The organism is Epilithonimonas caeni DSM 17710 (assembly GCF_000426465.1).
GTDB classification, from domain to species: Bacteria; Bacteroidota; Bacteroidia; order Flavobacteriales; family Weeksellaceae; genus Epilithonimonas; species Epilithonimonas caeni.
The window spans coordinates 22,307-45,131 of sequence record NZ_AUFK01000019.1 but is presented as its reverse complement, the minus strand read 5'-3'; the positions used below and the strand labels follow the sequence as shown (position 1 = coordinate 45,131).

At 36.0% G+C, this 22,825-nt stretch carries 28 protein-coding genes; 12 read left to right on the top strand and 16 right to left on the bottom strand.

What is annotated here, in order from left to right; translation table 11 throughout:
- Positions 1-42 precede the first annotated feature (42 nt).
- The 3 genes from K319_RS0113385 to K319_RS0113375 all read left to right on the top strand — a co-directional run bounded on the left by K319_RS0113385 (position 43) and on the right by K319_RS0113375 (position 2,219).
- Positions 43-1,257 carry a TCR/Tet family MFS transporter gene (locus tag K319_RS0113385; RefSeq protein WP_027384054.1) on the top strand — a complete coding sequence of 405 codons (1,215 nt, stop codon included), beginning with the start codon at positions 43-45 and terminating at the stop codon, positions 1,255-1,257.
- Between the two features lie 80 nt (positions 1,258-1,337).
- The gene (locus K319_RS0113380; protein WP_027384053.1) at positions 1,338-1,661 is read left to right on the top strand and encodes a Sec-independent protein translocase subunit TatA/TatB; all 324 of its coding nucleotides are present in this window, start codon (positions 1,338-1,340) and stop codon (positions 1,659-1,661) included.
- 3 nt (positions 1,662-1,664) lie between these two features.
- Positions 1,665-2,219 carry a phosphatase PAP2 family protein gene (locus K319_RS0113375; RefSeq protein WP_027384052.1) on the top strand — a complete coding sequence of 185 codons (555 nt, stop codon included), beginning with the start codon at positions 1,665-1,667 and terminating at the stop codon, positions 2,217-2,219.
- A 47-nt stretch (positions 2,220-2,266) separates the two neighbouring features.
- Here the strand turns inward: K319_RS0113375 and rlmH are convergent, their stop codons facing one another.
- Complete coding sequence (gene rlmH / locus K319_RS0113370; protein ID WP_027384051.1) at positions 2,267-2,740, bottom strand: 23S rRNA (pseudouridine(1915)-N(3))-methyltransferase RlmH; 474 nt, start codon at positions 2,738-2,740, stop codon at positions 2,267-2,269.
- 30 nt (positions 2,741-2,770) lie between these two features.
- Between rlmH and K319_RS0113365 the strand changes: the two genes are divergently transcribed.
- The gene (locus tag K319_RS0113365) at positions 2,771-3,700 is read left to right on the top strand and encodes a YihY/virulence factor BrkB family protein (protein ID WP_027384050.1); all 930 of its coding nucleotides are present in this window, start codon (positions 2,771-2,773) and stop codon (positions 3,698-3,700) included.
- 378 nt (positions 3,701-4,078) lie between these two features.
- On the opposite strand, the gene K319_RS0113350 is transcribed toward K319_RS0113365, so the two are convergent.
- A complete protein-coding gene (locus K319_RS0113350; RefSeq protein ID WP_027384049.1) occupies positions 4,079-6,280 on the bottom strand; it encodes a RelA/SpoT family protein in 2,202 nt (733 codons plus the stop codon).
- 227 nt (positions 6,281-6,507) lie between these two features.
- On the opposite strand from K319_RS0113350, the gene K319_RS0113345 reads away from it, so the two are divergent.
- From K319_RS0113345 to K319_RS0113330, 4 genes are read left to right on the top strand one after another with little or no spacing between them, the layout of a single operon-like run.
- A complete protein-coding gene (locus tag K319_RS0113345; protein ID WP_027384048.1) occupies positions 6,508-7,950 on the top strand; it encodes a circularly permuted type 2 ATP-grasp protein in 1,443 nt (480 codons plus the stop codon).
- Between the two features lie 40 nt (positions 7,951-7,990).
- Positions 7,991-8,911, top strand: coding sequence for an alpha-E domain-containing protein (locus tag K319_RS0113340; protein WP_084403452.1), 921 nt, complete (start codon positions 7,991-7,993; stop codon positions 8,909-8,911).
- Between the two features lie 27 nt (positions 8,912-8,938).
- Complete coding sequence (locus K319_RS0113335) at positions 8,939-9,922, top strand: transglutaminase family protein (protein ID WP_027384046.1); 984 nt, start codon at positions 8,939-8,941, stop codon at positions 9,920-9,922.
- A gap of 28 nt (positions 9,923-9,950) precedes the next feature.
- Positions 9,951-10,382, top strand: a complete 432-nt coding sequence (locus tag K319_RS0113330; RefSeq protein ID WP_034671819.1) for a VanZ family protein — start codon at positions 9,951-9,953, stop codon at positions 10,380-10,382.
- A gap of 77 nt (positions 10,383-10,459) precedes the next feature.
- Here K319_RS0113330 and K319_RS0113325 read toward each other — a convergent pair whose 3' ends face one another.
- The 8 genes from K319_RS0113325 to K319_RS0113290 all read right to left on the bottom strand — a co-directional run bounded on the left by K319_RS0113325 (position 10,460) and on the right by K319_RS0113290 (position 16,768).
- Positions 10,460-10,891 (bottom strand): GNAT family N-acetyltransferase, encoded by a 432-nt coding sequence (locus tag K319_RS0113325; RefSeq protein WP_034671817.1) that lies wholly within the window; start codon positions 10,889-10,891, stop codon positions 10,460-10,462.
- Positions 10,892-10,895: 4 nt separating this feature from the next.
- Complete coding sequence (locus K319_RS0113320) at positions 10,896-11,651, bottom strand: DUF6882 domain-containing protein (RefSeq protein WP_034671814.1); 756 nt, start codon at positions 11,649-11,651, stop codon at positions 10,896-10,898.
- 9 nt (positions 11,652-11,660) lie between these two features.
- Complete coding sequence (proC, locus tag K319_RS0113315; protein ID WP_027384042.1) at positions 11,661-12,464, bottom strand: pyrroline-5-carboxylate reductase; 804 nt, start codon at positions 12,462-12,464, stop codon at positions 11,661-11,663.
- Between the two features lie 192 nt (positions 12,465-12,656).
- Entirely contained in the window at positions 12,657-13,361 is a 705-nt protein-coding gene (locus tag K319_RS0113310) for a DsbA family oxidoreductase (protein ID WP_027384041.1), read from the bottom strand.
- A 4-nt stretch (positions 13,362-13,365) separates the two neighbouring features.
- The gene (locus K319_RS0113305; RefSeq protein ID WP_027384040.1) at positions 13,366-13,917 is read right to left on the bottom strand and encodes a hypothetical protein; all 552 of its coding nucleotides are present in this window, start codon (positions 13,915-13,917) and stop codon (positions 13,366-13,368) included.
- A 50-nt stretch (positions 13,918-13,967) separates the two neighbouring features.
- Entirely contained in the window at positions 13,968-15,005 is a 1,038-nt protein-coding gene (gene murB / locus K319_RS0113300; RefSeq protein ID WP_027384039.1) for a UDP-N-acetylmuramate dehydrogenase, read from the bottom strand.
- On the bottom strand, positions 15,002-15,445 hold the full coding sequence (locus K319_RS0113295; RefSeq protein ID WP_027384038.1) for a hypothetical protein: 444 nt from the start codon (positions 15,443-15,445) through the stop codon (positions 15,002-15,004). Before K319_RS0113295 ends, murB begins: the two co-directional genes overlap by 4 nt.
- A gap of 114 nt (positions 15,446-15,559) precedes the next feature.
- Positions 15,560-16,768: a pyridoxal phosphate-dependent aminotransferase gene (locus tag K319_RS0113290; RefSeq protein WP_027384037.1), complete on the bottom strand. Its 1,209-nt coding sequence runs from the start codon at positions 16,766-16,768 to the stop codon at positions 15,560-15,562.
- 82 nt (positions 16,769-16,850) lie between these two features.
- On the opposite strand from K319_RS0113290, the gene K319_RS0113285 reads away from it, so the two are divergent.
- The 4 genes from K319_RS0113285 (at position 16,851) to K319_RS20470 (ending at position 18,949) form a co-directional block, all read left to right on the top strand.
- A complete protein-coding gene (locus K319_RS0113285; protein ID WP_027384036.1) occupies positions 16,851-17,306 on the top strand; it encodes a DUF1801 domain-containing protein in 456 nt (151 codons plus the stop codon).
- The gene (locus K319_RS0113280) at positions 17,284-17,928 is read left to right on the top strand and encodes a YiiX/YebB-like N1pC/P60 family cysteine hydrolase (RefSeq protein ID WP_235696109.1); all 645 of its coding nucleotides are present in this window, start codon (positions 17,284-17,286) and stop codon (positions 17,926-17,928) included. Before K319_RS0113285 ends, K319_RS0113280 begins: the two co-directional genes overlap by 23 nt.
- Positions 17,929-18,187: 259 nt before the next feature.
- Entirely contained in the window at positions 18,188-18,619 is a 432-nt protein-coding gene (locus K319_RS0113275) for a DUF4395 domain-containing protein (protein ID WP_027384034.1), read from the top strand.
- Between the two features lie 24 nt (positions 18,620-18,643).
- The gene (locus K319_RS20470; protein WP_051230685.1) at positions 18,644-18,949 is read left to right on the top strand and encodes an NIL domain-containing protein; all 306 of its coding nucleotides are present in this window, start codon (positions 18,644-18,646) and stop codon (positions 18,947-18,949) included.
- On the opposite strand, the gene K319_RS20465 is transcribed toward K319_RS20470, so the two are convergent.
- The 6 genes from K319_RS20465 to K319_RS0113240 all read right to left on the bottom strand — a co-directional run bounded on the left by K319_RS20465 (position 18,946) and on the right by K319_RS0113240 (position 22,736).
- Positions 18,946-19,464 (bottom strand): helix-turn-helix domain-containing protein, encoded by a 519-nt coding sequence (locus K319_RS20465; RefSeq protein ID WP_027384033.1) that lies wholly within the window; start codon positions 19,462-19,464, stop codon positions 18,946-18,948. The two genes, K319_RS20470 and K319_RS20465, sit on opposite strands and share 4 nt — an antisense overlap.
- A 21-nt stretch (positions 19,465-19,485) precedes the next feature.
- Entirely contained in the window at positions 19,486-19,758 is a 273-nt protein-coding gene (locus K319_RS0113260; protein ID WP_027384032.1) for a hypothetical protein, read from the bottom strand.
- Between the two features lie 21 nt (positions 19,759-19,779).
- Positions 19,780-21,087 carry a UDP-N-acetylglucosamine 1-carboxyvinyltransferase gene (murA, locus tag K319_RS0113255; protein ID WP_027384031.1) on the bottom strand — a complete coding sequence of 436 codons (1,308 nt, stop codon included), beginning with the start codon at positions 21,085-21,087 and terminating at the stop codon, positions 19,780-19,782.
- Positions 21,087-21,737, bottom strand: a complete 651-nt coding sequence (locus K319_RS0113250) for a DUF4290 domain-containing protein (RefSeq protein WP_027384030.1) — start codon at positions 21,735-21,737, stop codon at positions 21,087-21,089. The genes murA and K319_RS0113250 overlap by 1 nt, the downstream gene beginning before the upstream one ends.
- 121 nt (positions 21,738-21,858) lie before the next feature.
- Positions 21,859-22,278, bottom strand: a complete 420-nt coding sequence (locus K319_RS0113245; RefSeq protein WP_027384029.1) for a thiol-disulfide oxidoreductase DCC family protein — start codon at positions 22,276-22,278, stop codon at positions 21,859-21,861.
- Positions 22,275-22,736 (bottom strand): heme-binding domain-containing protein, encoded by a 462-nt coding sequence (locus tag K319_RS0113240; RefSeq protein WP_027384028.1) that lies wholly within the window; start codon positions 22,734-22,736, stop codon positions 22,275-22,277. Before K319_RS0113240 ends, K319_RS0113245 begins: the two co-directional genes overlap by 4 nt.
- Positions 22,737-22,825 lie beyond the last annotated feature (89 nt).

Sequence of the window (22,825 nt, the reverse complement as noted above, 5' to 3'; positions counted from 1 at the left end):
TGCGACCAATGAAATGAAAAAATTCTTATCTTCGCAACCGTTATGAAAACAAATCAAAAATCTGCTGCTATTGGTTTTATATTTATCACATTATTGATAGATATTACGGGCTGGGGCATCATCATCCCTGTGGTTCCGAAACTGATAGAGGAACTGATCCATGCAGATGTCAGCGAGGCCGCAAAATATGGTGGCTGGCTTAGTTTTGCTTATGCTTTTATTCAATTTGTTTTTTCCCCAATGGTTGGAAACCTCAGTGATAAATATGGGCGAAGACCAATTATTCTATTATCACTTTTTGGATTCTCTGTAGATTATATTTTCCTGGCTTTATCACCCAATATCTGGTGGCTGTTTATAGGTAGGATCATCGCAGGAATTACCGGAGCCAGTGTTACAACAGCAAGCGCATATATCGCAGATATCTCGACAGATAAGGACCGGGCAAAGAATTTTGGATTGATAGGTGCTGCTTTCGGATTAGGTTTTATTATCGGGCCTGTTTTGGGAGGTGTTCTGGGGCATTATGGTTCCAGAGTTCCGTTTTATGCAGCGGCGGTTTTGTGTATGGTTAATTTCATTTACGGATATTTCATCTTGCCCGAAAGTCTGGATAAAGACAACCGTAGGGAATTTGATTGGAAACGTGCCAACCCAATTGGTTCTTTAAAATTACTGAGAAAGCATCCTGAGATTTCGGGATTGGTTATTTCCCTGATCTTGATCTATATCGGCGGGCACGCCGTACAAAGTAACTGGAGTTTCTATACGATGTACAGATTCAATTGGGATGAGAGAATGGTTGGTATTTCTCTTGGTGTTGTAGGCTTGATGGTTGGACTGGTTCAGGGATTACTGATCAGGTGGATCAACCCGAAAATAGGTGATAAAAAAAGTATTTTCTATGGATTGCTGTTGTACTCATTTGGGATGTTGCTATATGCTTTCGCAACGGAAGGCTGGATGATGCTGGTATTTACCATTCCGTATTGCTTAGGGGGTATTTGCGGGCCTGCTTTACAATCGATCATTACTAAAAATATTCCGTCCAATGAGCAAGGGGAATTACAGGGGGCATTAACGAGTTTGATGAGTGCCACTTCTATCATTGGGCCACCATTGATGACGAATTTGTTTTACTATTTTACGCACAAAGAAGCGCCATTCCAGTTTCCGGGAGCGCCATTTTTCTTGGCATTCTTGCTGTTTATGGCGAGTATCTATTTTGTTTATATCAATTTTAAAGGGAAGAAATAAAATAGATAATTTTTCTTTTTATGATAAAATTATGATAACTAAATGTCTGCTAGGTTTATAATCTTTCTTAATTTTGTCAAATGGAATTGAGTATTGGAGAAATGCTGATGATTGCTCTGGCGATCGTTGTTTTGTTCGGCCCCGATAAATTACCCGAGATTGCAAGAGGTCTTGGAGAAGGTGTTCGTAAGATGCGCGGCGCGGTAGATGATATCAAAACCGAAATCATGAAGGAGGCGGATAACCCTGTTTCCGAGATCAAAAAAGAGATTGAAAAAGTGAAACAATCTGCACAGGAATTCAATCCTTTGGCAGAGAAGAAAAATGATTCTTTTCTAAAACAAGAAACACCTAAAATAGACCTGTCAGAGGACGATTCCCACGAAGGTCCCGTAAGCCGATAATCTATGAATGAAGTAATTTCCCTGGATCAACAACTTCTATTATTTCTCAATGGTTTGGGAAGTTCCACGTTCGACCCGTTTTGGCTTTTGGTTACGGGAAAATGGTTTTGGATACCGTTTTATGTGATTTTACTTTATCTTGTTTATAAAGCTGTTCCTACTAAAAAACTAATTTTTGTCCTCATTTTCATCGCCATCGGAATCACAATCTCTGACCAATTGGCAAGTGTTTTCAAACATGGTGTGGAAAGATTGAGACCTTGCCATGAGCCATTACTAATGGGAAAAATGCGATTGGTGATCTGTGGCGGAAAATATGGTTTCTATTCTGCACACGCTTCCAGCTCTTTTTTCCTGGTTAGTTTTCTTACGATATTGATTGGGAAAAACTACAGATACCTGCCGTACATCTTAGTTGTCTGGGCATTTATAGTGTCTTATAGCAGGATTTATATTGGCGTTCATTATCCGGGGGATATTGCTTTTGGTGCAGGAGTTGGCTTTCTTTTAGGTGGCGTTTTAGCGAATCTTACGAAGAAAGTTGTTAATAGAAATTAGAAATTAGAAATTAGAAATTAATTTTGCTAACATCCAACATCTGACATCTAATCATTATGATAAGGCTTTCCTTGCAAAATTGTAGCTGCTCTGTAGATCTGCTCCACAAAAAATAACCGGATCATCTGATGTGTAAAAGTCATTTTTGACAAAGACATTTTTTCGTTGGCGCGTTGATAGATCTCATCAGAAAAACCATAAGCACCACCAATCAAAATATTAATTTTTTTCACGGAACTTCCCATCCAGAAATCGATTTTCTCAGAGAATTCCCGGCTTGTGAATTGCTTCCCTCTTTCGTCCAAAAGAATTACCAGGTCAGAAGAATCGATCTGGTTGTGAAATAATTTTGCTTCCTCTTTTTTCAGTTGGTCAGAACTTAGATTTTTGGCATTTTTAACATCCGGGATCTCTATCAGTTCAAAGTTCCAGTGTTTGGGGATTCTGGGCAGATAATATTTGATAAGGGAAACAATTTCTTTATCATCTGTTTTGCCGATACAGATCAAATTAATACGCATTTACTATATTTGTGAGGCAAAGATAAATGAATGGCAAAAAAAATACAGCGTTTTTTCCTCAAAATCAAAAACTTTTTCGACGGGATCCATATACCAGTTTTGGGAATTTCTCTCTGGAAGATGTTCACGATATATTCTGATGCTATTTTCAAAAATCCTTTGGGAAGGCAGGCTGCCAGTATTTCGTGGAGTTTTTTTCTTAGTCTTTTTCCGATGATTCTTTTCTTGTTGTCGGTTTTACCTTATATGCCTCACTACGATAAGCTTCAGTTTTATATCTTTGAAGTTCTGATGCCTCGTATTTTTCCGTCTCATATGCAAAGTGATGTCACGGGTTATATACAAACTAATCTTCTTCCAAATATGAAGTCGATAAGTACTTTAACGATCTTGCTATCTTTTGTGTTTGCAACTAACGGTTGTTTTACATTCATCAATGGATTTAACCGGAATACGGAACTTAAAAGGGGTTTCGTAAAAGAATACGCTTTGGCGATGTTGGTTACAATTTGCTTTCTGACATTGGTTTTTCTTTCGATTTTCGGAATTTATTACAGTGAAGTTGTTCTCAAACTTTTCACACCGACTTATGACATTGGCTGGTTTACGAAGAATCTCACAAAAATCATTGGATTTATTTCTTTTCCGTTGTTCTATCTTATTTTGTTGACACTTTTCTATTGGGTTGGCTGTCTAAAAATCACAAGACTTAGAGAAGCTTTCCCAGGAGCGGTTTTGACAACAGTTCTATTTGTTACATTGACTTACTTCTTTGCCATTTATGTGGCGAACATTGCAAGATATAACGTTCTTTATGGTTCCATTGGTTCCATTATTTTGGTAATGGTTTGGATCAATGTCAATGTTTTTCTTGTACTGATGGGAAATGAACTTAATCTTGCCATTAAAAAAGTAAAGCTGGAAAAGTTGGTACGAGATGAGATGATAACAATTAATTAGTTTTTGTTAAGGTGTTTTATCCCAATAGCATTTATTAAAATCATTATATTTACAATACTAAAAACAAAACACTAAAATATAAAAATATGGCAAAAGGTCAAGATGCTAAAAAAGCAGTGAAAAAAGAACCACTGAAAACAGCAAAAGAAAAGAAAGAAGCTAAAAGGGAAAAGAAAAATGCTTCCAAAAGAGATTGATATTTAAAAACCTTTCAATTAATATTGGAAGGTTTTTTATTGAAATTTAAAATTACAAAGCCTATAATTCCGGATAAAATTGAAGCGGTCAAAATACTGATTGGCAATTTTCTTATTCTCAATTTGATGGAATTGCCTCTCTAGTGTGAAAAAAATGTTGAAGGTATTTTGATAATTTGCATTATGTTCGCTTCACTTTAGAAACACCCTTTATTGCTTTTAGCTGTTTGAAAGTTTCTTCCAATTGGCTTTTATTTTTAACCTCGAGAGCGATACTTCCTGTAAAAATACCATCATTTGAAGCAATGCTCATACTCTTCATATCCATATTCATAGAACCGCTGATAACTGCCGTGATGTCGTTGATCATTCCCATTCTGTCCAGACCTTCGATCTCGATTTTGATCCTGTTTTTAAAGCTCTCCGCATTGACCCATTTTGCCTGCAAAACCCTGTAGTCATAATTAGCTCTTAGGTTGATCGCATTTGGGCAGCTTTCGCTATGGACTTTGATCCCATCAGAAATGGTAATGAATCCGAAAATTTTATCGCCAGGAATCACTGTACAGCATTTAGCAAAAGAATAATTCAGTTTCTCCTCATCTTTTCCGAATACGATCATATCCAGATTAGAGTCGACCTTTTCAACATATTCTTCCTTGGAGGATGATTTTCTGAAACGATTGAATATATTGCTGAGGATACTCTTTTTGTCAGAATATCGTTTAATATCACCAATGTCGAAAGTACCATTTTGAAAACCAAGGAAAAGATCCTGAGAGGTTTTTAAATTCAAGAATTTTTGTAATCCGTTGATCTCTTCGTCGGAGAAATTCAGTTTTGCATGACGCATTTTTCTTTGGAGAATCTCTTTCCCTTCCGCGGTATTCTGGTTTTTTTCGGAATTAAGGATGTTCTTGATCTTTGACTTGGCTTTGGAAGTCACCACAAAATCCAGCCAGTCAGCTTTCGGTTTTTGATTCTGAGAGGAAAGAATGTCTATCTGGTCCCCATTCTGAAGAACATAACTTATCGGAACCAATTTCCCGTTGATCTTTGCTCCCAGGCATTTTGTTCCCAGGTCTGAGTGTACAGAAAAGGCAAAATCCAAAGCCGTAGCTCCGGTCGGAAGAATTTTGATTTCTCCTTTTGGAGTAAAAACAAAAACCTCTTTGGAATAAAGATTTAATTTAATATTGTCAAGAAGCTCGGATGTGGAAAGGTTTTGTTGTTGCTCGAGAACGTCCCTGATCTCGGAAACCCAGTTTTCGAATCTCTGGTCATCCGTGTTTTTCCTGTAGCCTTCTTTGTATTTGTAATGGGCCGCAACTCCTTTTTCTGCAATCTCGTTCATCCTTTCAGAGCGGATCTGCACTTCTATCCATTTTTTATCAGGTCCCATTACGGTCAAATGGAGACTTTCATAACCAGTTGACCTTGGCTGGGAGATCCAGTCACGCATTCGGGAAGGATTACTTTGATAAAGATCTGTTACGATGGAGTAGATCTTCCAGGCTAAGAATTTTTCGTTTCTAGGGTCGGACTTATAGATGATCCTGATCGCATAGTTGTCGTAGACTTCTTCAAAGGTCACGTTCTGCTTCTGCATTTTTCTATAAATCGAACTGATGGCTTTTGCGCGTCCTTTGATCGTAAAGTTGAGATTTTCTTCTTTCAGCTGTTCGGAAACTTCTTTTGTGAACTCCTCCACATATTTTTCACGGACTTCCTTTGCTGTTTCTAATTTGCTTAGGATCTCATTGTAGACCTCAGGATTGTTATATTTTAATGATAGGTCCTCTAGTTCTGATTTGATAGAGTAAAGTCCAAATCTATGAGCTAACGGCGCATAGATATACGCAGTTTCTGCAGCGATCTTTTTCTGCTTTACGGGATGCATGCTTTCCAGGGTTCTCATATTGTGCAGCCGGTCTGCTATTTTGATGAGAATTACCCGGAAGTCTTCGGACAGCGTAAGTAAAAGTTTTCTGTAATTTTCAGACTGGACAGAGATGTTCTGCTGGTTCATTACAGAGATTTTCGTCAATCCGCTGACGATATCAGCAATCGTTTTTCCGAATATCTTATTGAGGTCTTCGTAGGTATATTCGGAATCCTCGATGACATCATGGAGTAAGGCACAGGCGATACTCGTTGCACCCAGGCCAACTTCATTTGCCACAATTTTAGCGACTTCTATCGGATGATAGATGTACGGTTCGCCGGTTTTTCTACGCTGGTCTTTGTGAGCGTCCAAAGCAATATCAAAGGCTTTTCTGATAAGCTTGTTCTGTTCCTCGTCCAGAGTACGGTATGTATTGGTAATGAGGTCTTTATATCGGGCAAGGATTTCCTTGTTTTCTTTCTCTAGGTCGTAAATCATCTATTTCGTGCAAATGAGTAACGAATATACTAAAAATTACAAAAAAAGTCAAGGGGAATATTGTAGTTAAAGGATTCTGTTATGAATTTCTAATTAAAATATAGAAATTGATTTTATTTAATTTAAATGTCTTTTGAAATGGGGTGTTGATAATTTATTTTGAATAAAAAATATAATAACCCCTATTAATTTTATATATTAGTGTTTTAAAAACATAAAATATAGCTATGAATGATGATTTTTTGAGTGGTTATCCAAAAATAGATGATATTTATGATGAGATGATGTCCAATAATGCGGTGAGAGATCATTATCAGGATTTTGTGACTGGTTTTTCCAAGTTTGATGTTTCTGAAATGGATCAGAAAAATGACCTTGCAAAGAAACTCTTTATGACACAAGGCATCACTTTCACGGTTTATAATGACGGTGAAGGCATCGAAAAAATTTTCCCTTTTGATGTGGTTCCAAGGATTATTCAGTCTTCGGAATGGGAGTTTATACAGAAAGGAATAAAACAAAGACTAAAGGCGCTCAATATTTTTCTAAAAGATGTCTATCATCAGCAATTCATTATAAAAGATGAAGTTTTGCCTTCGTCTTTGGTTTATACGTGTCCCAATTATCTTCGCGAAATGATAAACGTAGATGTGCCTTTTGATATTTATACACACATTAGCGGAATCGACCTTGTCCGAGATCATGACGGGAGCTATTATGTTTTGGAAGATAATCTCAGAACGCCTTCCGGAGTGAGTTATATGTTGGAAAACAGGAAAATGAGTTACCGGCTTTTTCCTAATATTTTGCCTAATATAAAGGTTAAACAAGTTAATATCTATCCTGATCTTTTAATAAAAAATCTATTGTCATTCGGTCGCCAGATCAGTGCAAAACCTAATGTGGTTTTACTGACGCCGGGCATTTTCAATTCCGCTTATTTTGAGCATACAACTTTGGCCAGATTGATGGGGATCGAATTGGTGGAAGGTCGTGATCTGGTGGTTCAAAATCATCAGGTTTATATGAAAACGACGAAAGGACTCAAAAAAGTAGATGTCATTTACAGAAGAGTGGATGATGAGTTCATCGATCCGCTGGTTTTTCGTCAGGACAGTGTTTTGGGTGTTCCGGGACTATATCATGCTTACAGAAAAGGAAGTGTCATTATCGTCAATGCAATGGGGAACGGTGTTGCAGATGATAAGGCTATCTATTCATACGTTCCGGATATGATCCGGTATTATCTGGGAGAAGAACCGATTCTGAAAAGTGTTCCGACTTACCGGATGGAAAACCTTGACGAACGGAAATACACCATCGAAAATATGCATAAAATGGTGGTCAAAAAAACCAATGAAAGTGGTGGTTACGGAATGCTGATCGGTGACAAGGCAACCGATGAAGAAATTGCTGAATTCACGAAGCAGATCAACCTGAATCCTAGAAGTTACATCGCTCAACCAATCATAAAACTTTCTACTGCACCTTGTTATATCAACGGCGTTTTGCAACCAAGAAGGGTAGATCTGAGACCTTTCGCTTTATACGGTCCGGATGGAATTGATATTGTTCCTGGCGGGCTGACGAGAGTAGCGCTGAAAGAAGGTTCAATTGTCGTAAATTCCTCTCAAGGTGGCGGTTCCAAAGATACATGGGTTGTAGATTAATTCAACTTTCATCATTAACAATTAATCAATTAAAAAATAAATGCTAAGTAGAGTTGCAGAAAATATATTTTGGATGAGCCGTTATATGGAGCGAACAAATTTTCAGCTCAAAGTTTTTCATACGAGATATATTGCTTATCAGGATGGCGCTTCTGTGGAAAGTTGGGAAAATTTTTGCGAAGAAAATCAAATCGAGATCGATAATGATGATTACAGTTTTGGAAATCTGATTTCCAAGGCGCTTTTTGATATCAATAATGATCTGTCCATTGCCAGTAATATCTTCCGGGCGAGAGAAAATGCCAGAAGTGCACAAGACCACATCAATAAAGATGTCTGGCAATGTCTCAACGATTTTCATCATCAGATGAAGGACCATTTCCTGTTCAGCCAATCCAGATATGGTGACCCGATCAGTGTTTTTGATGTTTTGGTGAAGCAATCGATGGTTTATTATGGTGTTATCGACAATTATGTGGCGAGAGATGAAGGTTACTGTTTTCTGGAGCTTGGAAAATATATTGAAAGAGTTCTGAATTGTATCAATCTGATCCGAAAACAATGGATTCTCTACGGCGAAGACCTTTTGGATAACGATTACTCCAACTGGCGGTATTTTCTGAGTTCGGTAAGTGGTTATGATTTTTATCTTCGGCATAATCTCGGAACGATGGAAAAGGAAAGGATTTTTTATCAAATGATCTACGAACCGCTTTTTCCCAATTCGATCACTTATTCTCTGAATGAATTAGACAAATTTGCAAAACAGCTCAATTCCGGAGAACAGGGCGAAAGTGATGAAACAGTCGGTTTTTTCATCGGGAAATGTATTGCGAATGTCCAGTTTACAAGACATCCCAGAACACGCGAGGAAAAGATGCTTTTTCTTGCCAGAATAGAAAGTGATATTTACGAAATTTCAAATATTTTTAACCACCAGTTTTTTGGTTTGGTTGTTTAACAGAAGCAAAATAGCATTATTAATTTTATGCCAGTTTTCAATATTTTACACATTACGAGATACGAGTATTCTTCTGCGGTTACAGACAGTGCTAACCAGATTATTTTGTCGCCAATGACCAATGATTTCCAAGAAGTTATCGAACAGAAAATATCTCTGTTTCCGAATTCCAATATCGATTATTATTATGATTATTTTACCAACAGAATTGGCGTTTTCACAATTGTGGAACCGCATCATTTTTTGGAGATCAAAGTCGAATTGGTTGTAGAAACGTTTCCAATAGAATTGCCGGTCATCAATCTGAATGTCGAAGAGCAATGGCAGATTGTAAAAGAACAGGCAAATCAGTTTCCTTACATCGATTTTGTAAGACAGGAAAATATTAAAAATAAGGCAGAGATTCTGTCCACTATAAGATCTGTAGCAACTTCAGATTTGTCTGTGATGGAAACGACAACGGCTTTGTCAACTTACATTTATGAAAATTTTACATACCGACAAGGAATCACGGATTTTGAAACGGAGATAGATGAGATTTGGGAACTGAAAGCCGGTGTTTGTCAGGATTTTGCACATTTGCTTTTGGGAATGCTGAGAATGTTGGGTGTGCCTTCGAGATACGTCAGCGGATATATCAGTCCGAGCAATCAGGAATTGAGAGGTGAAGGTGCAACGCACGCCTGGGTAGAAGTTTTTATTCCGGGTTACGGCTGGCTTGGAAACGACCCGACGAATAATTGCTGGGTAAGCGACCGGCATATCAAGATTGCGGTGGGAAGAGATTTCAAAGATTGTACTCCCGTGAAAGGGACATATAAAGGAACATCCAGCCACAAATTGGGCGTTTCTGTAATTATTACGACCGATAAGACCAAAAATCTAACTGATGTTCCTAAAGTTCCAATGTACATCAGAGAAAATAATCCATCGATTGAAGAGATTTTACCTCAAAGTAATTCTTACCGAATGTTTTTGGAAATGCAACAGCAACAACAGCAGCAACAATAGTTTGTATATTTGGAATCGAATTTTCTGTATGGATTTTTTGAAGAAATTATATAAAATATTGATTCCGTTTTACACTTTGTTTTTACTTTATCTGATGTTTTTCGGATTTGGGAGAAGCCAGTATGATATTAACATTGTAAGGTTGATTCCGATGTTTTCAACTGTGGGTTTCATAAAAGAAACCATTCTTTGGAAGACGATCGTCGTTAATATTTTCGGTAATATATTGATGTTTGTACCATTTGGATTTTTAGGAATTGTCTTTCCGAAACTCAACAACTTTTGGCTTCTGATTCTGGACTTTCTTTTCGCAATTATTTTGATAGAAAGTCTTCAGTATTTCACAAGACTGGGTGTTTTTGATATTGACGATGTTATTCTGAATACTGCTGGCGTTGCGATTGGTTTTTGTATTTATCAGTTGTTTGACAAAAAGTTTCATTCTCGCAGATTTTTTTGATTTAACTGATTTTCAAATTAAATCTGCTCTATCTGCAAAATCAGCGAGATGAATTATATTAAAATTATAAGTAATCTTTATTGATAAGGATTCTTAGTATGAACTTCCATCCATCTTGCAGGCTCCTTGATGTTATTCCATCCAAATTTTTTATAAAGCTCGTGAGCATCAGCCGTTAGCAAAATCCATCTTCTCAAACCCTGTAATTCAGGATGATTCATAATGTTTTCCATTAATGATTTTGATAAACCAAGGCCACGAAATTCATCTAAAATAAACACATCTCCCAAATAAGCAATCGTCGTAAAATCTGTGATCACTTTTGCAAATCCAACTTGCTTATCCTGATAAAATACGCCAAAACAAAAAGAATTAGCAACCGATTTTTCAACAATTTCTCTAGGAACGCCTTTTGCCCAATAAGATTCTTCCGACAAATAACGATGAATGGTTTCTATGTCCATTTTGGATTTATCAGTAGAAATATAGAAGTCGTTTTTGTTGTACATTTTCCTACGAATTATTTAAAGCTTTCATTTCAAAATAACAATTTTCGCAAACCATTTTTATGTTTACAAATTTTTCAGATTCTTCATTCCAACCATTGTATTTAATTCTTATTTTTTCACATTCATCACACCAAGCCTCAAAATGTTCTTCGTCTTCCAAATCCATATCTGGAGTAGCTTCAAAAGATTCTACAAATCCTCTTTTTGTTTCAGAATCCAAATGTTGGCAAACAAAAGCAGGTCTTCTATAACCGTGATTCCCACATTCTAGTTTTTTCTGTTTCAATTTTTTTACTTCTGAATTTCCGTCTGCGTAAACTTGTTCAGTAATTAAAACGTAATATTCTAAGTTTTCAAGGTTGATTTTGTAAGTCCCAATTCCGTTTAAAATTTCAAAAGCAATGGCAAGGAATTCCCATCCGTCATATTCATCACTTGGAAATGTTCCATTTGTTAGCTTTTCATAATTATTTTCTTCTCCGAATTTTTTAATTTTTAAAGTTTCAACTTTATTTTTCTCGGACAAATAATTATTGAACCAGCTCCACATCCAAGTTTTTGATGTCAATGAAAATGTTCCGATTGGAATGTATTTGAAAAAGACTTCATCATTATCATCATTGTAAAGTCTTAATATTTCTACATCTGCGTCATAAAACCAATGGGCAAAATCATCAATTTTAAATTCTGCCTTAAAATCATTTTGAATTGGAATTAATTTGTTTAATTCAGATTCTGAAAATTCCTTGTATTCTGTCATTTTCAAAGATTATGAATTCAGTTCCTTCGCTCTGTTTTCCGCCGCCAAGATTCCTTTTTTCAGGATTGATTTCAACTCGTTTTCCTCGAAGGTTTTGAGAGCCGCTTCCGTTGTTCCGCCTTTTGAAGCGACATCTTTTATCAATTCTTCCAAAGATTTATCCGAATTATTAATGAGATGATATGCGCCTAACATGGTCTGCTTTACGAATAACTTCGAAAGATTTTCATCGATTCCCATTTCGGTCCCGGCTTTTATCATGGCATCAATGATGTAATAGAAATAAGCTGGCCCGCTTCCTGAAAGCGCTGTGACACCATTCAAAAGGTTTTCATCCTCCAGGTAAACAGAACGTCCCGTCGAATTTAGTAAACGTTCAACGTTCATCAATTCTGAGAAAGAAATTCCTTCTGCTGCAGTATAGCCTGTGATTCCCATTCCGAGAAGAGTAGGAGAGTTGGGCATTGCTCTTACGACGGATTTGTGGTTCAGAAGTTTTTGGATTTTCTCAATAGAAATGCCAGCCATTATTGACAGAACCATCGATTTTTCTGAAATACTGAAAGGCAAGTTTTCTGCTACAAACCCAAAATCCTGAGGTTTCACAGCAATGATAATAAGGTCAGCTTCCAAATTTTGAATTTCATCAAATGACGAGATTTCTGATTCTGGAAACAACGTTTTTATTTTATCTTTTTTGTTTTCGTTTCTTGTGATGAGGTGTAGATTTTGCGGTTTTATCAATTCATATTTCAAAAAAGATCTTGAAAATGACAAACCCATATTTCCTGCGCCTAAAACTGCAATTTTCATTTGTATTTCTAGTTTTTGATTATTGAATTTATGTTAAACACAAAGGCGCAAGGAATAATTCTCTTTGATTATGAAATAAGACACAAGGAAAATTGAAAATTTTCAATTTTACAGCATGAAACTTTGTGCCTTAAAACATAATATTTGTGATTTAACTTTTGCGTCTTTGTGTTTTTTAAAAAAATTAATTATTTAACAATTATTTCCATCAACATCGCAAGAATCACCTTCGCTTACAATGCTGATCTTTGAATTGTTTTCTAAAAACTCTGACAAACTTTTTTCCAAAACTTCAGAAAATAAATGGGCTGGTTGAGCTCCGGAAATTGCATATTTTCTATCAAAAACAAAAAACGGCACACTGTTGATCCCAAGCGACGCTGCTTCCTCGATATCATTGATTACCAATTCTGTTAATTCAAGAGACTGAACTGCATTCTGAATCTCTTCTTTTGTGAAACCTAATTTCTTTCCAATCTCAGACAGAACTTCAACATCATCAATATTCTTTCCAAGGATGAAATAAGCTTCGAACAGAAGTTCTTCCATTTCGTTAGCTTGACCTTTTTCCTTTGCGAGTTGAACCAATATTTGACTTTTGAAAGAGTTAGAAACTTTCACTTCATCAAAATTGAAATCGATTCCTGCATTTTTTCCTATTTGAATCAGGTTTTCGTGCATTTTGATTGTCTCTTGCAAAGAGTGTCCTTTGATATCGGAAAGATATTCATAATGATTTCTGCTGAGGTCGGTTTTCATTTTCGGGTCTAGCTGGAAAGAATGCCAATTGACTTCAATCTTATCATTTTGAGCAAAATTCTGAAGTGCTTTTTCAAAATTTTTCTTTCCAATAAAACAAAACGGACAACGTGTGTCGCTCCAAATATCTACTTTCATTTTTTTATTTTAAATATTTTCTAAACGTCTTAGAATAATTATCATTAAAGTTAATCAACTCTATATTTTTAAAAGAGATTTTGTCTGATTTTTTATAAATTTTTCCTGTCGTGTCATAATTCTGAATGATGACGGATTTTTCATTGATATCTAAGATTTCCCCAATCGAAAAATATCCGATTTTCTTTTCTCTGCTTTCTATGATGCAATGGAAATTTTGCTTTTTGATAGATCTGAAAAGTGATTCAAAGTCTTTTAAAGAAGTTTTATCAATGATTTTTTGATTGAATTTAATCAGGCCTTCCTCTGAAAAAATCATTTTAGAAACCTTATCAAATTTGTTGTGGCGAATACTTTTTACTCTTTCGTAAGGGACAATTTTGGTTCCTGCTAATGAGAAATCATAAGTTTCCTCGATCATCAAAAATTCATCAGAATATTTTACAATAAATCCAAATATCGATGAATCGTCTTTGAGAATGACCTTTACAAAATTGACTTTGTCAATATGCTTCCGGATGAGTTTTTTGAATTCTTTTCCTGATAAATCTGCCATATTTGTTTGATTTTTGGTTTATTAAAATTCAATCATCCGAAATTTTTTTTCTAAATGATATTCACTTCCCGTTCCAGTTCAATCCCGAATTTTTCATTTACCGAATTGATGATCTCCGAAGAAAAATCAAAGATTTCTTTTCCGGTTGCATTTCCGGTTGCATTGATGATGACCAAAGCCTGCAACTTATGAGAAGCTACATTTCCAATTTGTCTGCCTTTCCATCCAGCTTGTTCTATGAGCCAACCTGCAGGAACTTTCACAAAATCTCCATTCGGATAGCCTTGTATATTTTCAAATTTTAGTTTTAAAGCTTCAAATTGCGAAAGTGGAATTGTAGGGTTTTTGAAAAAACTTCCGGCATTTCCAATCACTTTCGGGTCGGGTAATTTACTTTGTCTGATGTTGATCACTGCTTTCGAAACATCTTGAATAGTAGGTTTTTTGATTCCAAGGTTTTCCAATTCAGACTTGATCGCGCCGTATTCTACGTCAATTGTATGGTCTTTTCTGGTCAATCGGAAAGTAACTTCCAGAATTACATATTTTCCTTTCCCTTCATGCTTAAAAATAGAATCCCTATATCCAAATCTACATTTCTCGAGATTGAACACTTCGAGAGCCTCAGTGTGACATTGTTTTAGTTTTTCGAGATTCAGAACTTTACAGCTTTCGAAAACGTCTTTTATTTCTGTTCCGTAAGCACCGATGTTCTGCATTGGAGAAGTGCCGACATTTCCCGGGATCAACGAGAGATTCTCTAATCCGCCATAATTTTTCTCTAGACAATACATCACCAATTGATGCCAGTTTTCACCAGCTTTTGCTGTAACCAGAACATGATTCTCATCAATTATCTCTTCTGAAATTCCCTTCAAATTCAAGAGAATGGCTGATCCATCAAAATCTTTTGTCAACAGAATATTACTTCCTCCGCCAATAAACAGAAGAGGGAGAGTCTGAGTGTTTGAGAATTTGAGTGTTTCTATTAATTCTTCAATAGAAGTGACTTCAGAAAAATAACGAGCCGAAGCTTCCACTCCGAATGTGTTGAAAGGTTTTAAAGAAAAATTTTCCTGCATTACTATTTATATTGGGAGAGCAGATTATTAAGATTGGTTTTTAATTTTTCTAATTGTTTATAGTTCTGTGTATCTTCAGATGCGTTGAAAATCTCATATTCCTTATCTTTTGTAACAATACTGAAAATCTCATCATGTCCATCGTAAACTCCTCTTCGGGCTCCATTTTGAGTTTTGTCTAAAACAGAAATATCCAAAACCGAAACCAATTTTTCCCAATCTTTAGAATTGATTTTTTTATTGAAATTAGGGTAATCTGTCATCCTTCCGCCTGCTGAAGAAGCTGTTAACGAATCTTTTGTTGCGGTGATAGATGTGAAGCCGCCTCGTCCATAGGTATTTCTGAATGTTATAGATTCGATCTGTGAATTCTGGGCGACAGTTTTACAGCTAATCAAAAGCATTGCAAAAGCCGATGCAATTAGTCCTGTTTTTAATATTTTCATCGTTTTTGATTTTATGATTGATGTAAATTTAATGATAAAACCACATAGAAATATTAATTTTAATAGATTTTAAAACTATTTTCTATGTGGTTTTTTTAAGAACTGAGTTTGAAATTAATTCAGACCAAATTCGGTTCTGTATTTTTCTATCGCATCTTTCAAAAGCTCGACACTTCTTTTTAGGTCTTCCTGCTTCAAAACATACGCAATTCTCACTTGTTTTTTTCCTAATTCCGGATTGCTGTAAAAGCCTCCCATTGGTGCAACCATTACAGTCTCATTATTATTGGAATAACTTTCCAAAAGCCATTGCGCAAATTTGTCAGAATCATCAACAGGTAATTCTACACCGCAGTAGAAAGCTCCTTTTGGTTTCGGGCATATCACGCCTGGAATTTCATTCAATAATTCTACCAAAAGATTTCTTCGGTTGGTATATTCTTCTCTTACTTTGGCGATATATTCCGCATCGTTTTTATGAGCTGCAGTTGCTGCGATCTGACCCAAAAGGACTGGGCTCAGCCTCGCCTGAGCAAAAAGAATCGCAGCATCGTGAATCTTCTTAGAACGTGTAATCAAACAACCGATTCTTGCGCCACACATAGAATATCTTTTAGATTCGGAATCGATAACGATAACATTATCTGCTACTTCCGGAAATTCGAACATTGAGATTTGCTCTTCTCCATCGTAAACATATTCTCTGTAAACTTCGTCTGAAATAATCACAATGTCGTGTTTTTTTGCAATCTCAGCCAATTTTTGTAGTTCTTCTCTTGAATAAAGATAACCTGTTGGGTTTCCGGGATTACAAACGACGATTGCTCTGGTTTTATCTGTTATCTTTTTCTCAAATTCTTCAATTGAAGGCAAAGCAAAACCTGTATCGATCGTTGAAGGAACTGCTACAACATTAATATTGAACGTTCCGGCAAATCCGTTATAATTAGCATAGTAAGGTTCCGGAATAATGATTTCGTCTCCGTCATCGCAAAGTGTAGAAATGGCGAAATTCAAAGCTTCTGAACCTCCGTTTGTTACGATGAAATTATCTGGGTTTAGATCTGTAAATCCAAGAGAGTGATAATAGTCTGTCAAAGCTTTTCTGTACTCGATATTACCTTCTGATAAAGCGTATTCCAAAACTTTGAGGTCGATGTTTTTTACAGCATTCAAAGCAGTTTCCGGAGTTTCGATGTCCGGCTGACCAATGTTGAGATGATAAACTTTGATTCCCTTCTGTTTTGCTATTGTTGCATAAGGAACTAATTTTCTAACTGGAGAAGCAGGCATATGCTGCGCTCTTTGCGATATTTTCGGCATTGTTATTTGACTTTGGGATACAAAAATAAGCTTTAAATTTTCAATAAAAAAATTAGTATTTTTGATTTAAATAATTTCCCTAATGCAGATTTTTGTTGATACCATAGAAGAATATATTTCCCGGATTCCTGAGGAAAGAAGAGATGCCTTCAGAAAGTTATTGGAGACTGTTGATGTTAATCTCCCGAAAGGTTTTCAACAGACCATGCAGTACGGAATGGTCACTTGGGTTGTGCCCCTGGAAACCTATCCTGCGGGTTACCATTGTACAAAAAATACACCTTTGCCTTTCATAAGTGTAGCTTCGCAGAAGAATTTTATAGCTTTTTACAATACGGGAATCTATGCAGACCAAAAGATTTTAGATTGGTTTGTATCAGAGTTTCCCAATCATTCCAAAAAGAAATTGGATATGGGAAAATCTTGCATCAGATTCAAAAAAGTAGAGGATATTACTTATGACCTGTTGGGTGAGCTTTGTCAGAAAATATCTGTGGATGAATGGATTGCGATCTATGAAAAGAATTATAGAAAGTAATTTAGTTTACCTTATTTTTGCGCTGTTTTTTTTAACGAGTTGCAAAACCTACAATACTTCGATTTTGGAAAACGGTGATTTACTTTTTGTTCCTGCGGTAGAATCCGGATTGTCAGGAGCTATTAATAATGTGACACAGACAGAGAAAAAAACATCTTACGACCATATTGGAATCGTTAAAAAAGAAGAACATCATCTTTACGTTCTTCACGCCTCACCAAAAGGCGGTTCTCAAAAACAAAAACTGAATCATTTCTTAAAAGAACAAATCAAATCCGGCCAAAAAATTGATGTTTATCGTTTAAAATCAGAATTCCAATCATCAATTCCAAATTCTGTTTCGAAAGCTGAAACTTTGGTTGGAAAACCTTATAATTTCAATTATATTCTGGATGAACAATCTTATTACTGTTCAGATTTTGTTGAAAGAGCTTTTCGAGATAATAAGATATTCAAGCTAGAGCCAATGACTTTTGTTGACCCGAAAACAGGAAAGATCAATGCGTTCTGGGAAAAATTCTATCAAGACAAAAACCTAAAAGTTCCAGAAGGTGAACCTGGTTGTAATCCGAATGGATTGGCAGCCTCGGAGAAATTATTCAAAGTTGGAGAAATTGAGTAATTTACTTTAATTCTCATGCTCTAGAAAAAGAATCAGAATACTCCAATGTTAACAAATAATGAATTTGTGTAAATTTAATTCATACTTATTTGGTGGGAATTAAATAATTTCTATATTTGCAATGTAAATAAGAAATAATGAAACAGACTTTCTCACAGATGGCAATGATGTGTAATACGAACTGAAGAGTGCGGTGAGAAAGCTATGATATAAAGCTTCATCTTACCGATGAGGCTTTTTTATTTCAAATTTTTAAACAATGAGTCAGATTAATAAATACTATACAGACGAGAATATCGTAAGGTTGACAGCATTTTCAGTGATTGTTATGACTACTGTATCTCTATTTTTTAAGTGGCCGTTTTTACTTTTGCTCTTAGTTTTTGATTTTATTATTAGAGCTTTAGGACGATCATTTTCTCCTTTAGCTCTTTTTTCAAAATCGACTGCGAAAATATTGAAACTGAAAAAGAAATCCATTTTTGCAGCACCTAAAAGATTTGCTGCAGCATTGGGAGCAGTTTTCACATTGCTGATTTTTTTATTAATGATAAATGGACATTATGATGAGGCTTATATTACAGGATCTTTATTAATTATTCTGGCGAGTCTGGAAAGCTTTTTCAAGATCTGTGTGGGCTGTTACATTTATCAATTTATCGTCGTTCCAATTCAAAATAAAATTAAATAATACACCAAATACCAAAATACTACTATGATCTACAAACAAGAAACTACCGGCAACAATTTTCTTCCGAAAACAACGAGAGAAATAATCCTTGAGATAGAACTGAATGGAAAGATCAGATTCGATATATTACTTTATACGATTTACAATCATTATAATGTGAGCTACAAAATCGTAAATGCCAATATCGAATACCTGAATGGAAGTAACTTCGGAAACGTAAAACTTCTCCTGAATATCACACAAGACCAAATCAATAAGATAGAAAACTATCTGAATGAATACAGATTGCTAAACAGCAGAATAGATGTTCTAAAAAAGGAAGCTTCTTAAACAGCTTCCTTTTTTATTTTTTTATTTTTAATAAACTCGGAGGGAGATACACCCGTTCTTTGTTTGAAGATTCTGTAAAAACTGGCTTTGGATTGGAAACCGCAGTCGTTCGCAATTGACATTATCGTGAATTTGGATGTGTCTCCTTCTTCAAATTTTTTGATGACCTCTGCGATTCTGTAATCATTGATCAAATTATAGAAATTGGTATTGAGGTGTTGATTCAAAAGTTCGGATAACTTTTTGTTGGAAATACCAATACTATCGGATAGATCAGTGAGATTCAGTTCATCATTTAGAAATATTTTATCAACTTCCAGAACTCTGTTCAGCTTTTCTTTGATGGAATCTATCTCTTGTTTTGAAAAAATATCCAATTGTTTGATCGATGAATTTTTTTCCGGATTTTCAAGTGGTTGACCAATCTCATTATTATGTTGATCATTATTGAAGGCATTGTCATTTTCGATTTTTTGTAATAGAAAATCAGGCATAAGGATTCTGGACTGGAACATCCCTTTGTAACCCAGATATAATTAGAATCCAACAAACAAAAAGGCAATGATCGTCCCGATATTCCATGGGATTTCTGGAAAGAACATTTCATAGACCGTACAAAGAGAGTCAACCACTATGATTATGAAAAGACCTATTATCAGTTGTCTGTACCAGCTGAGGTCATTTTTTTCCAACATAGAATAGTTCTCCTCGAAGACACGTTTGAGTTTTGCGAAAAAATTAAACTTAATATAATGTATGCCGCCAAGAACCCATTTAATTTGAAAAATGGATATAAAAAAAGCGCTCATAAAACTGAACGCTTTTAATTTTTATATTCTTCTGATGTCAGCGCCAATGGCTCTCAATCTTTCGTCGATGTTTTCGTAACCTCTATCGATTTGCTCGATGTTTTGGATCACAGATTTTCCTTCCGCCGAGAGAGCGGCAATCAAGAGCGCATTTCCGGCTCGGATATCTGGTGAGATCATGGTTGTCCCTCGAAGTGGCGTTTCCTGGTTCATTCCAATTACAGTTGCTCTGTGTGGGTCGCAAAGAATGATCTGTGCGCCCATATCGATCAATTTGTCTACAAAGAATAGTCTGCTTTCGAACATCTTCTGATGGATCAAAACAGAACCTTTTGCCTGAGTTGCAACAACCAAAATGATTGATAACAAATCAGGAGTGAAACCCGGCCAAGGCGCATCTGAAACTGTCAAGATGGAACCATCGATGAATTTCTGTACTTTATAGTTTTCCTGAGAAGGAATGTAGATGTCATCGCCTCTCTGCTCAAGCTCAATCCCTAATTTTCTGAAAGTATTTGGGATTACACCCAATTGATTCCAGTTAACATTTTTAATAGTGATCTCGGATTTTGTCATTGCTGCCAATCCGATCCAAGATCCAATTTCGACCATGTCTGGAAGCATCGTATGCTCTGTTCCGTGTAACTTATCAACACCTTCAATCGTCAATAAGTTTGAACCTATTCCAGAGATGTTAGCACCCATCCTGTTCAGCATTTTACACAATTGCTGGAGGTAAGGCTCACAAGCAGCATTATAGATTCTGGTTTTACCTTTTGCCAAAACGGCTGCCATTACGATGTTTGCCGTTCCTGTCACAGAAGCTTCTTCCAAAAGAATGAATTTTCCATTCAGTTCTTTTGCTGTCAAAGAGTAGAATGCTTCTTCCTCATCGTAAGAAAATTCAGCACCCAATTCCACAAAACCCTGGAAATGCGTATCCAGCCTTCTTCTTCCGATCTTGTCTCCGCCAGGCGTTGGTAAATAAGCTTCCCCGAATCTCGCCAGCATCGGTCCCAGGATCATTACGGAACCTCTCAGTTTCGCACCGTCTTTTTTGAATTCCTTAGATTTGATATAATCAAAATTAACTTCATCTGCTTTGAAAGTGTAATCGCCTTTTCCGTTTTTAGTTACCTTTACATTGAAATCCTGAAGAATATCGATCAGTTTATTAACGTCCTTGATGTCAGGAATGTTGGTGATCCTCACTTCGTCCTCGGTCAAAAGAACAGCACAAAGAATTTGCAAAGCCTCATTCTTCGCACCTTGTGGTGTGATCTCACCGCTTAATCTCTTCCCTCCTCTTATTTCGAAAGCTCCGCTCATTATCTTCTCTTGTTTTTATGGTTTTGGAAATTGTTTTTCCTGTTATTGTTGCTTTGGTTACGGTTGTTGTTATTTCGGTTGTGATTATTTCGATTATTTGCGTAATAGATCTTACTTTTGTCCAGAGAGTCCAGTCCGGTGAGATCTAGTCGGTTTTTCGAAAGTTCTTTCAGATGTCGGAAGATCACATCATCCTGCACGTGTTCCTTGTTGTAAACATTGTAGGATTTTTTCATGTTGTTCGCGATCACTTGTATCAAAGCATCTTTTTCATCGCCTTCTTCCAGAGCGATGGCCGTATCTATCAATTGAAGAATGCTTTTTCCATAGAATTTATATTCATTTTCCAAAGACGGATAATCCATTTTCCTTGGTTTTGTAATAAGATCTTCAGCTGAAAGAACAGGGTAGGGAGAATCTACATCCAAATTGTGATCTGCAAGAATGAACAAATGATCCCAAAGTTTATGCTTATAGTTTTCCTCATCACGCAGATGTGGATTTCTTTGTCCCATGAACTCAATGATGGCGAGTGCCATTTCGTTGCGTTCTTCTTTGGTTTGCAGTGTTTTGCAGTGTTCAACAAGCTGCTGTATGTTGCGCCCGTATTCGGGCATGAGTAGTTGTGTTCTGTCGGTATTATATTCCATAATGTTGCAAATATAAAACATTTAGAGTTCAAAGTTTGAATTCAAAATCGAGTCTGTGTTTTTCTATGTTAATTTGTAGTTCTTCTAGCTGAGTCCCCTCAAGCCTTTTATATATTTATTTTTAAATAAATTTTTTTCTCTGTTCAGGATTAGGTAGAAAACATTGATCCGCAGCTAGCTTTTTTCTGTTTCTGGAAATCAAATTATAGAGCTGATTCCCAACAAAATCCGGAATGATCCTCCCAACCTCAGCCAAAGAATAGATTCCACCAACTTCTGTAGCAATTTTCAAAATAGCCTGATATTTTGACAGGTAGAAACTCTGAGGTTTCCAAAGATAAAGAGTGTCAAAAATTTCATTCGGAAGATTTCTTTCATTTAAGAATTTCTGTCCAAATTCAGACTGCAGGGACGAAAACATGAACTTATCATCCTTATCGTGTTCCAGTATCCACTGTACCCAATGATTGCAGAATCCACATTCGCCGTCATAGAAAACAATGAATTTATCTTTCAAACTAACGGATATTTCTGTGGTCATAATGCATTTGAAGTTTCAATTTCTTTCTGGATTTTCCTGAAATACTGTATCAATTCCTTTCTCTGTTCATCAGATAATTTTGCATCCGGATGTCCCAGAAGGTAACTCTCCAAAGGCATTTTCTTCTGCTCCACATATTCCGTCGCTTCGTCTAACTTGTGCGCCTGCCTTTTCGGTTCATATGTTGCAAAGGTAGAGAAATTCAATTCCTTTCTGCCTTCATCGATATGATTTTTCAATAACCATGCAAAAGGTTGGATGTTGCTGTAAAAAGGATATTTGGTTTCGTTGGAATGGCAATCATAACAGGAGTTTTGGATGATTTTCGCAATCGGTTCCGGTGTTCTTTTGATTTTCAAGAAATCCATGCCGTCATTGGTCACAGGATTCGTTTTATCAATCGGAAAGAATTGAATAAAAATAAATGCTGCCAAAAGAATGGTCAATATTTTTTTCATAGTTCAGATTTTAAAATTAATATTACAAAATCTCGTCCAAAAGTAAAAATCAGAAACAAGGCAAAGGTAAAAAGAAAACAAGTTGGGTA

Coding starts and splice junctions, on each gene's coding strand:
- K319_RS0113385 (WP_027384054.1), top strand. CDS start 43: ATGAAAACAAATCAAAAATCTGCTGCTATTGGTTTTATATTTATCACA.
- K319_RS0113380 (WP_027384053.1), top strand. CDS start 1,338: ATGGAATTGAGTATTGGAGAAATGCTGATGATTGCTCTGGCGATCGTT.
- K319_RS0113375 (WP_027384052.1), top strand. CDS start 1,665: ATGAATGAAGTAATTTCCCTGGATCAACAACTTCTATTATTTCTCAAT.
- rlmH (WP_027384051.1), bottom strand. CDS start 2,740: ATGCGTATTAATTTGATCTGTATCGGCAAAACAGATGATAAAGAAATT.
- K319_RS0113365 (WP_027384050.1), top strand. CDS start 2,771: ATGGCAAAAAAAATACAGCGTTTTTTCCTCAAAATCAAAAACTTTTTC.
- K319_RS0113350 (WP_027384049.1), bottom strand. CDS start 6,280: ATGATTTACGACCTAGAGAAAGAAAACAAGGAAATCCTTGCCCGATAT.
- K319_RS0113345 (WP_027384048.1), top strand. CDS start 6,508: ATGAATGATGATTTTTTGAGTGGTTATCCAAAAATAGATGATATTTAT.
- K319_RS0113340 (WP_084403452.1), top strand. CDS start 7,991: ATGCTAAGTAGAGTTGCAGAAAATATATTTTGGATGAGCCGTTATATG.
- K319_RS0113335 (WP_027384046.1), top strand. CDS start 8,939: ATGCCAGTTTTCAATATTTTACACATTACGAGATACGAGTATTCTTCT.
- K319_RS0113330 (WP_034671819.1), top strand. CDS start 9,951: ATGGATTTTTTGAAGAAATTATATAAAATATTGATTCCGTTTTACACT.
- K319_RS0113325 (WP_034671817.1), bottom strand. CDS start 10,891: ATGTACAACAAAAACGACTTCTATATTTCTACTGATAAATCCAAAATG.
- K319_RS0113320 (WP_034671814.1), bottom strand. CDS start 11,651: ATGACAGAATACAAGGAATTTTCAGAATCTGAATTAAACAAATTAATT.
- proC (WP_027384042.1), bottom strand. CDS start 12,464: ATGAAAATTGCAGTTTTAGGCGCAGGAAATATGGGTTTGTCATTTTCA.
- K319_RS0113310 (WP_027384041.1), bottom strand. CDS start 13,361: ATGAAAGTAGATATTTGGAGCGACACACGTTGTCCGTTTTGTTTTATT.
- K319_RS0113305 (WP_027384040.1), bottom strand. CDS start 13,917: ATGGCAGATTTATCAGGAAAAGAATTCAAAAAACTCATCCGGAAGCAT.
- K319_RS0113295 (WP_027384038.1), bottom strand. CDS start 15,445: ATGAAAATATTAAAAACAGGACTAATTGCATCGGCTTTTGCAATGCTT.
- K319_RS0113290 (WP_027384037.1), bottom strand. CDS start 16,768: ATGCCGAAAATATCGCAAAGAGCGCAGCATATGCCTGCTTCTCCAGTT.
- K319_RS0113285 (WP_027384036.1), top strand. CDS start 16,851: ATGCAGATTTTTGTTGATACCATAGAAGAATATATTTCCCGGATTCCT.
- K319_RS0113280 (WP_235696109.1), top strand. CDS start 17,284: ATGAAAAGAATTATAGAAAGTAATTTAGTTTACCTTATTTTTGCGCTG.
- K319_RS0113275 (WP_027384034.1), top strand. CDS start 18,188: ATGAGTCAGATTAATAAATACTATACAGACGAGAATATCGTAAGGTTG.
- K319_RS20470 (WP_051230685.1), top strand. CDS start 18,644: ATGATCTACAAACAAGAAACTACCGGCAACAATTTTCTTCCGAAAACA.
- K319_RS20465 (WP_027384033.1), bottom strand. CDS start 19,464: ATGTTCCAGTCCAGAATCCTTATGCCTGATTTTCTATTACAAAAAATC.
- K319_RS0113260 (WP_027384032.1), bottom strand. CDS start 19,758: ATGAGCGCTTTTTTTATATCCATTTTTCAAATTAAATGGGTTCTTGGC.
- murA (WP_027384031.1), bottom strand. CDS start 21,087: ATGAGCGGAGCTTTCGAAATAAGAGGAGGGAAGAGATTAAGCGGTGAG.
- K319_RS0113250 (WP_027384030.1), bottom strand. CDS start 21,737: ATGGAATATAATACCGACAGAACACAACTACTCATGCCCGAATACGGG.
- K319_RS0113245 (WP_027384029.1), bottom strand. CDS start 22,278: ATGACCACAGAAATATCCGTTAGTTTGAAAGATAAATTCATTGTTTTC.
- K319_RS0113240 (WP_027384028.1), bottom strand. CDS start 22,736: ATGAAAAAAATATTGACCATTCTTTTGGCAGCATTTATTTTTATTCAA.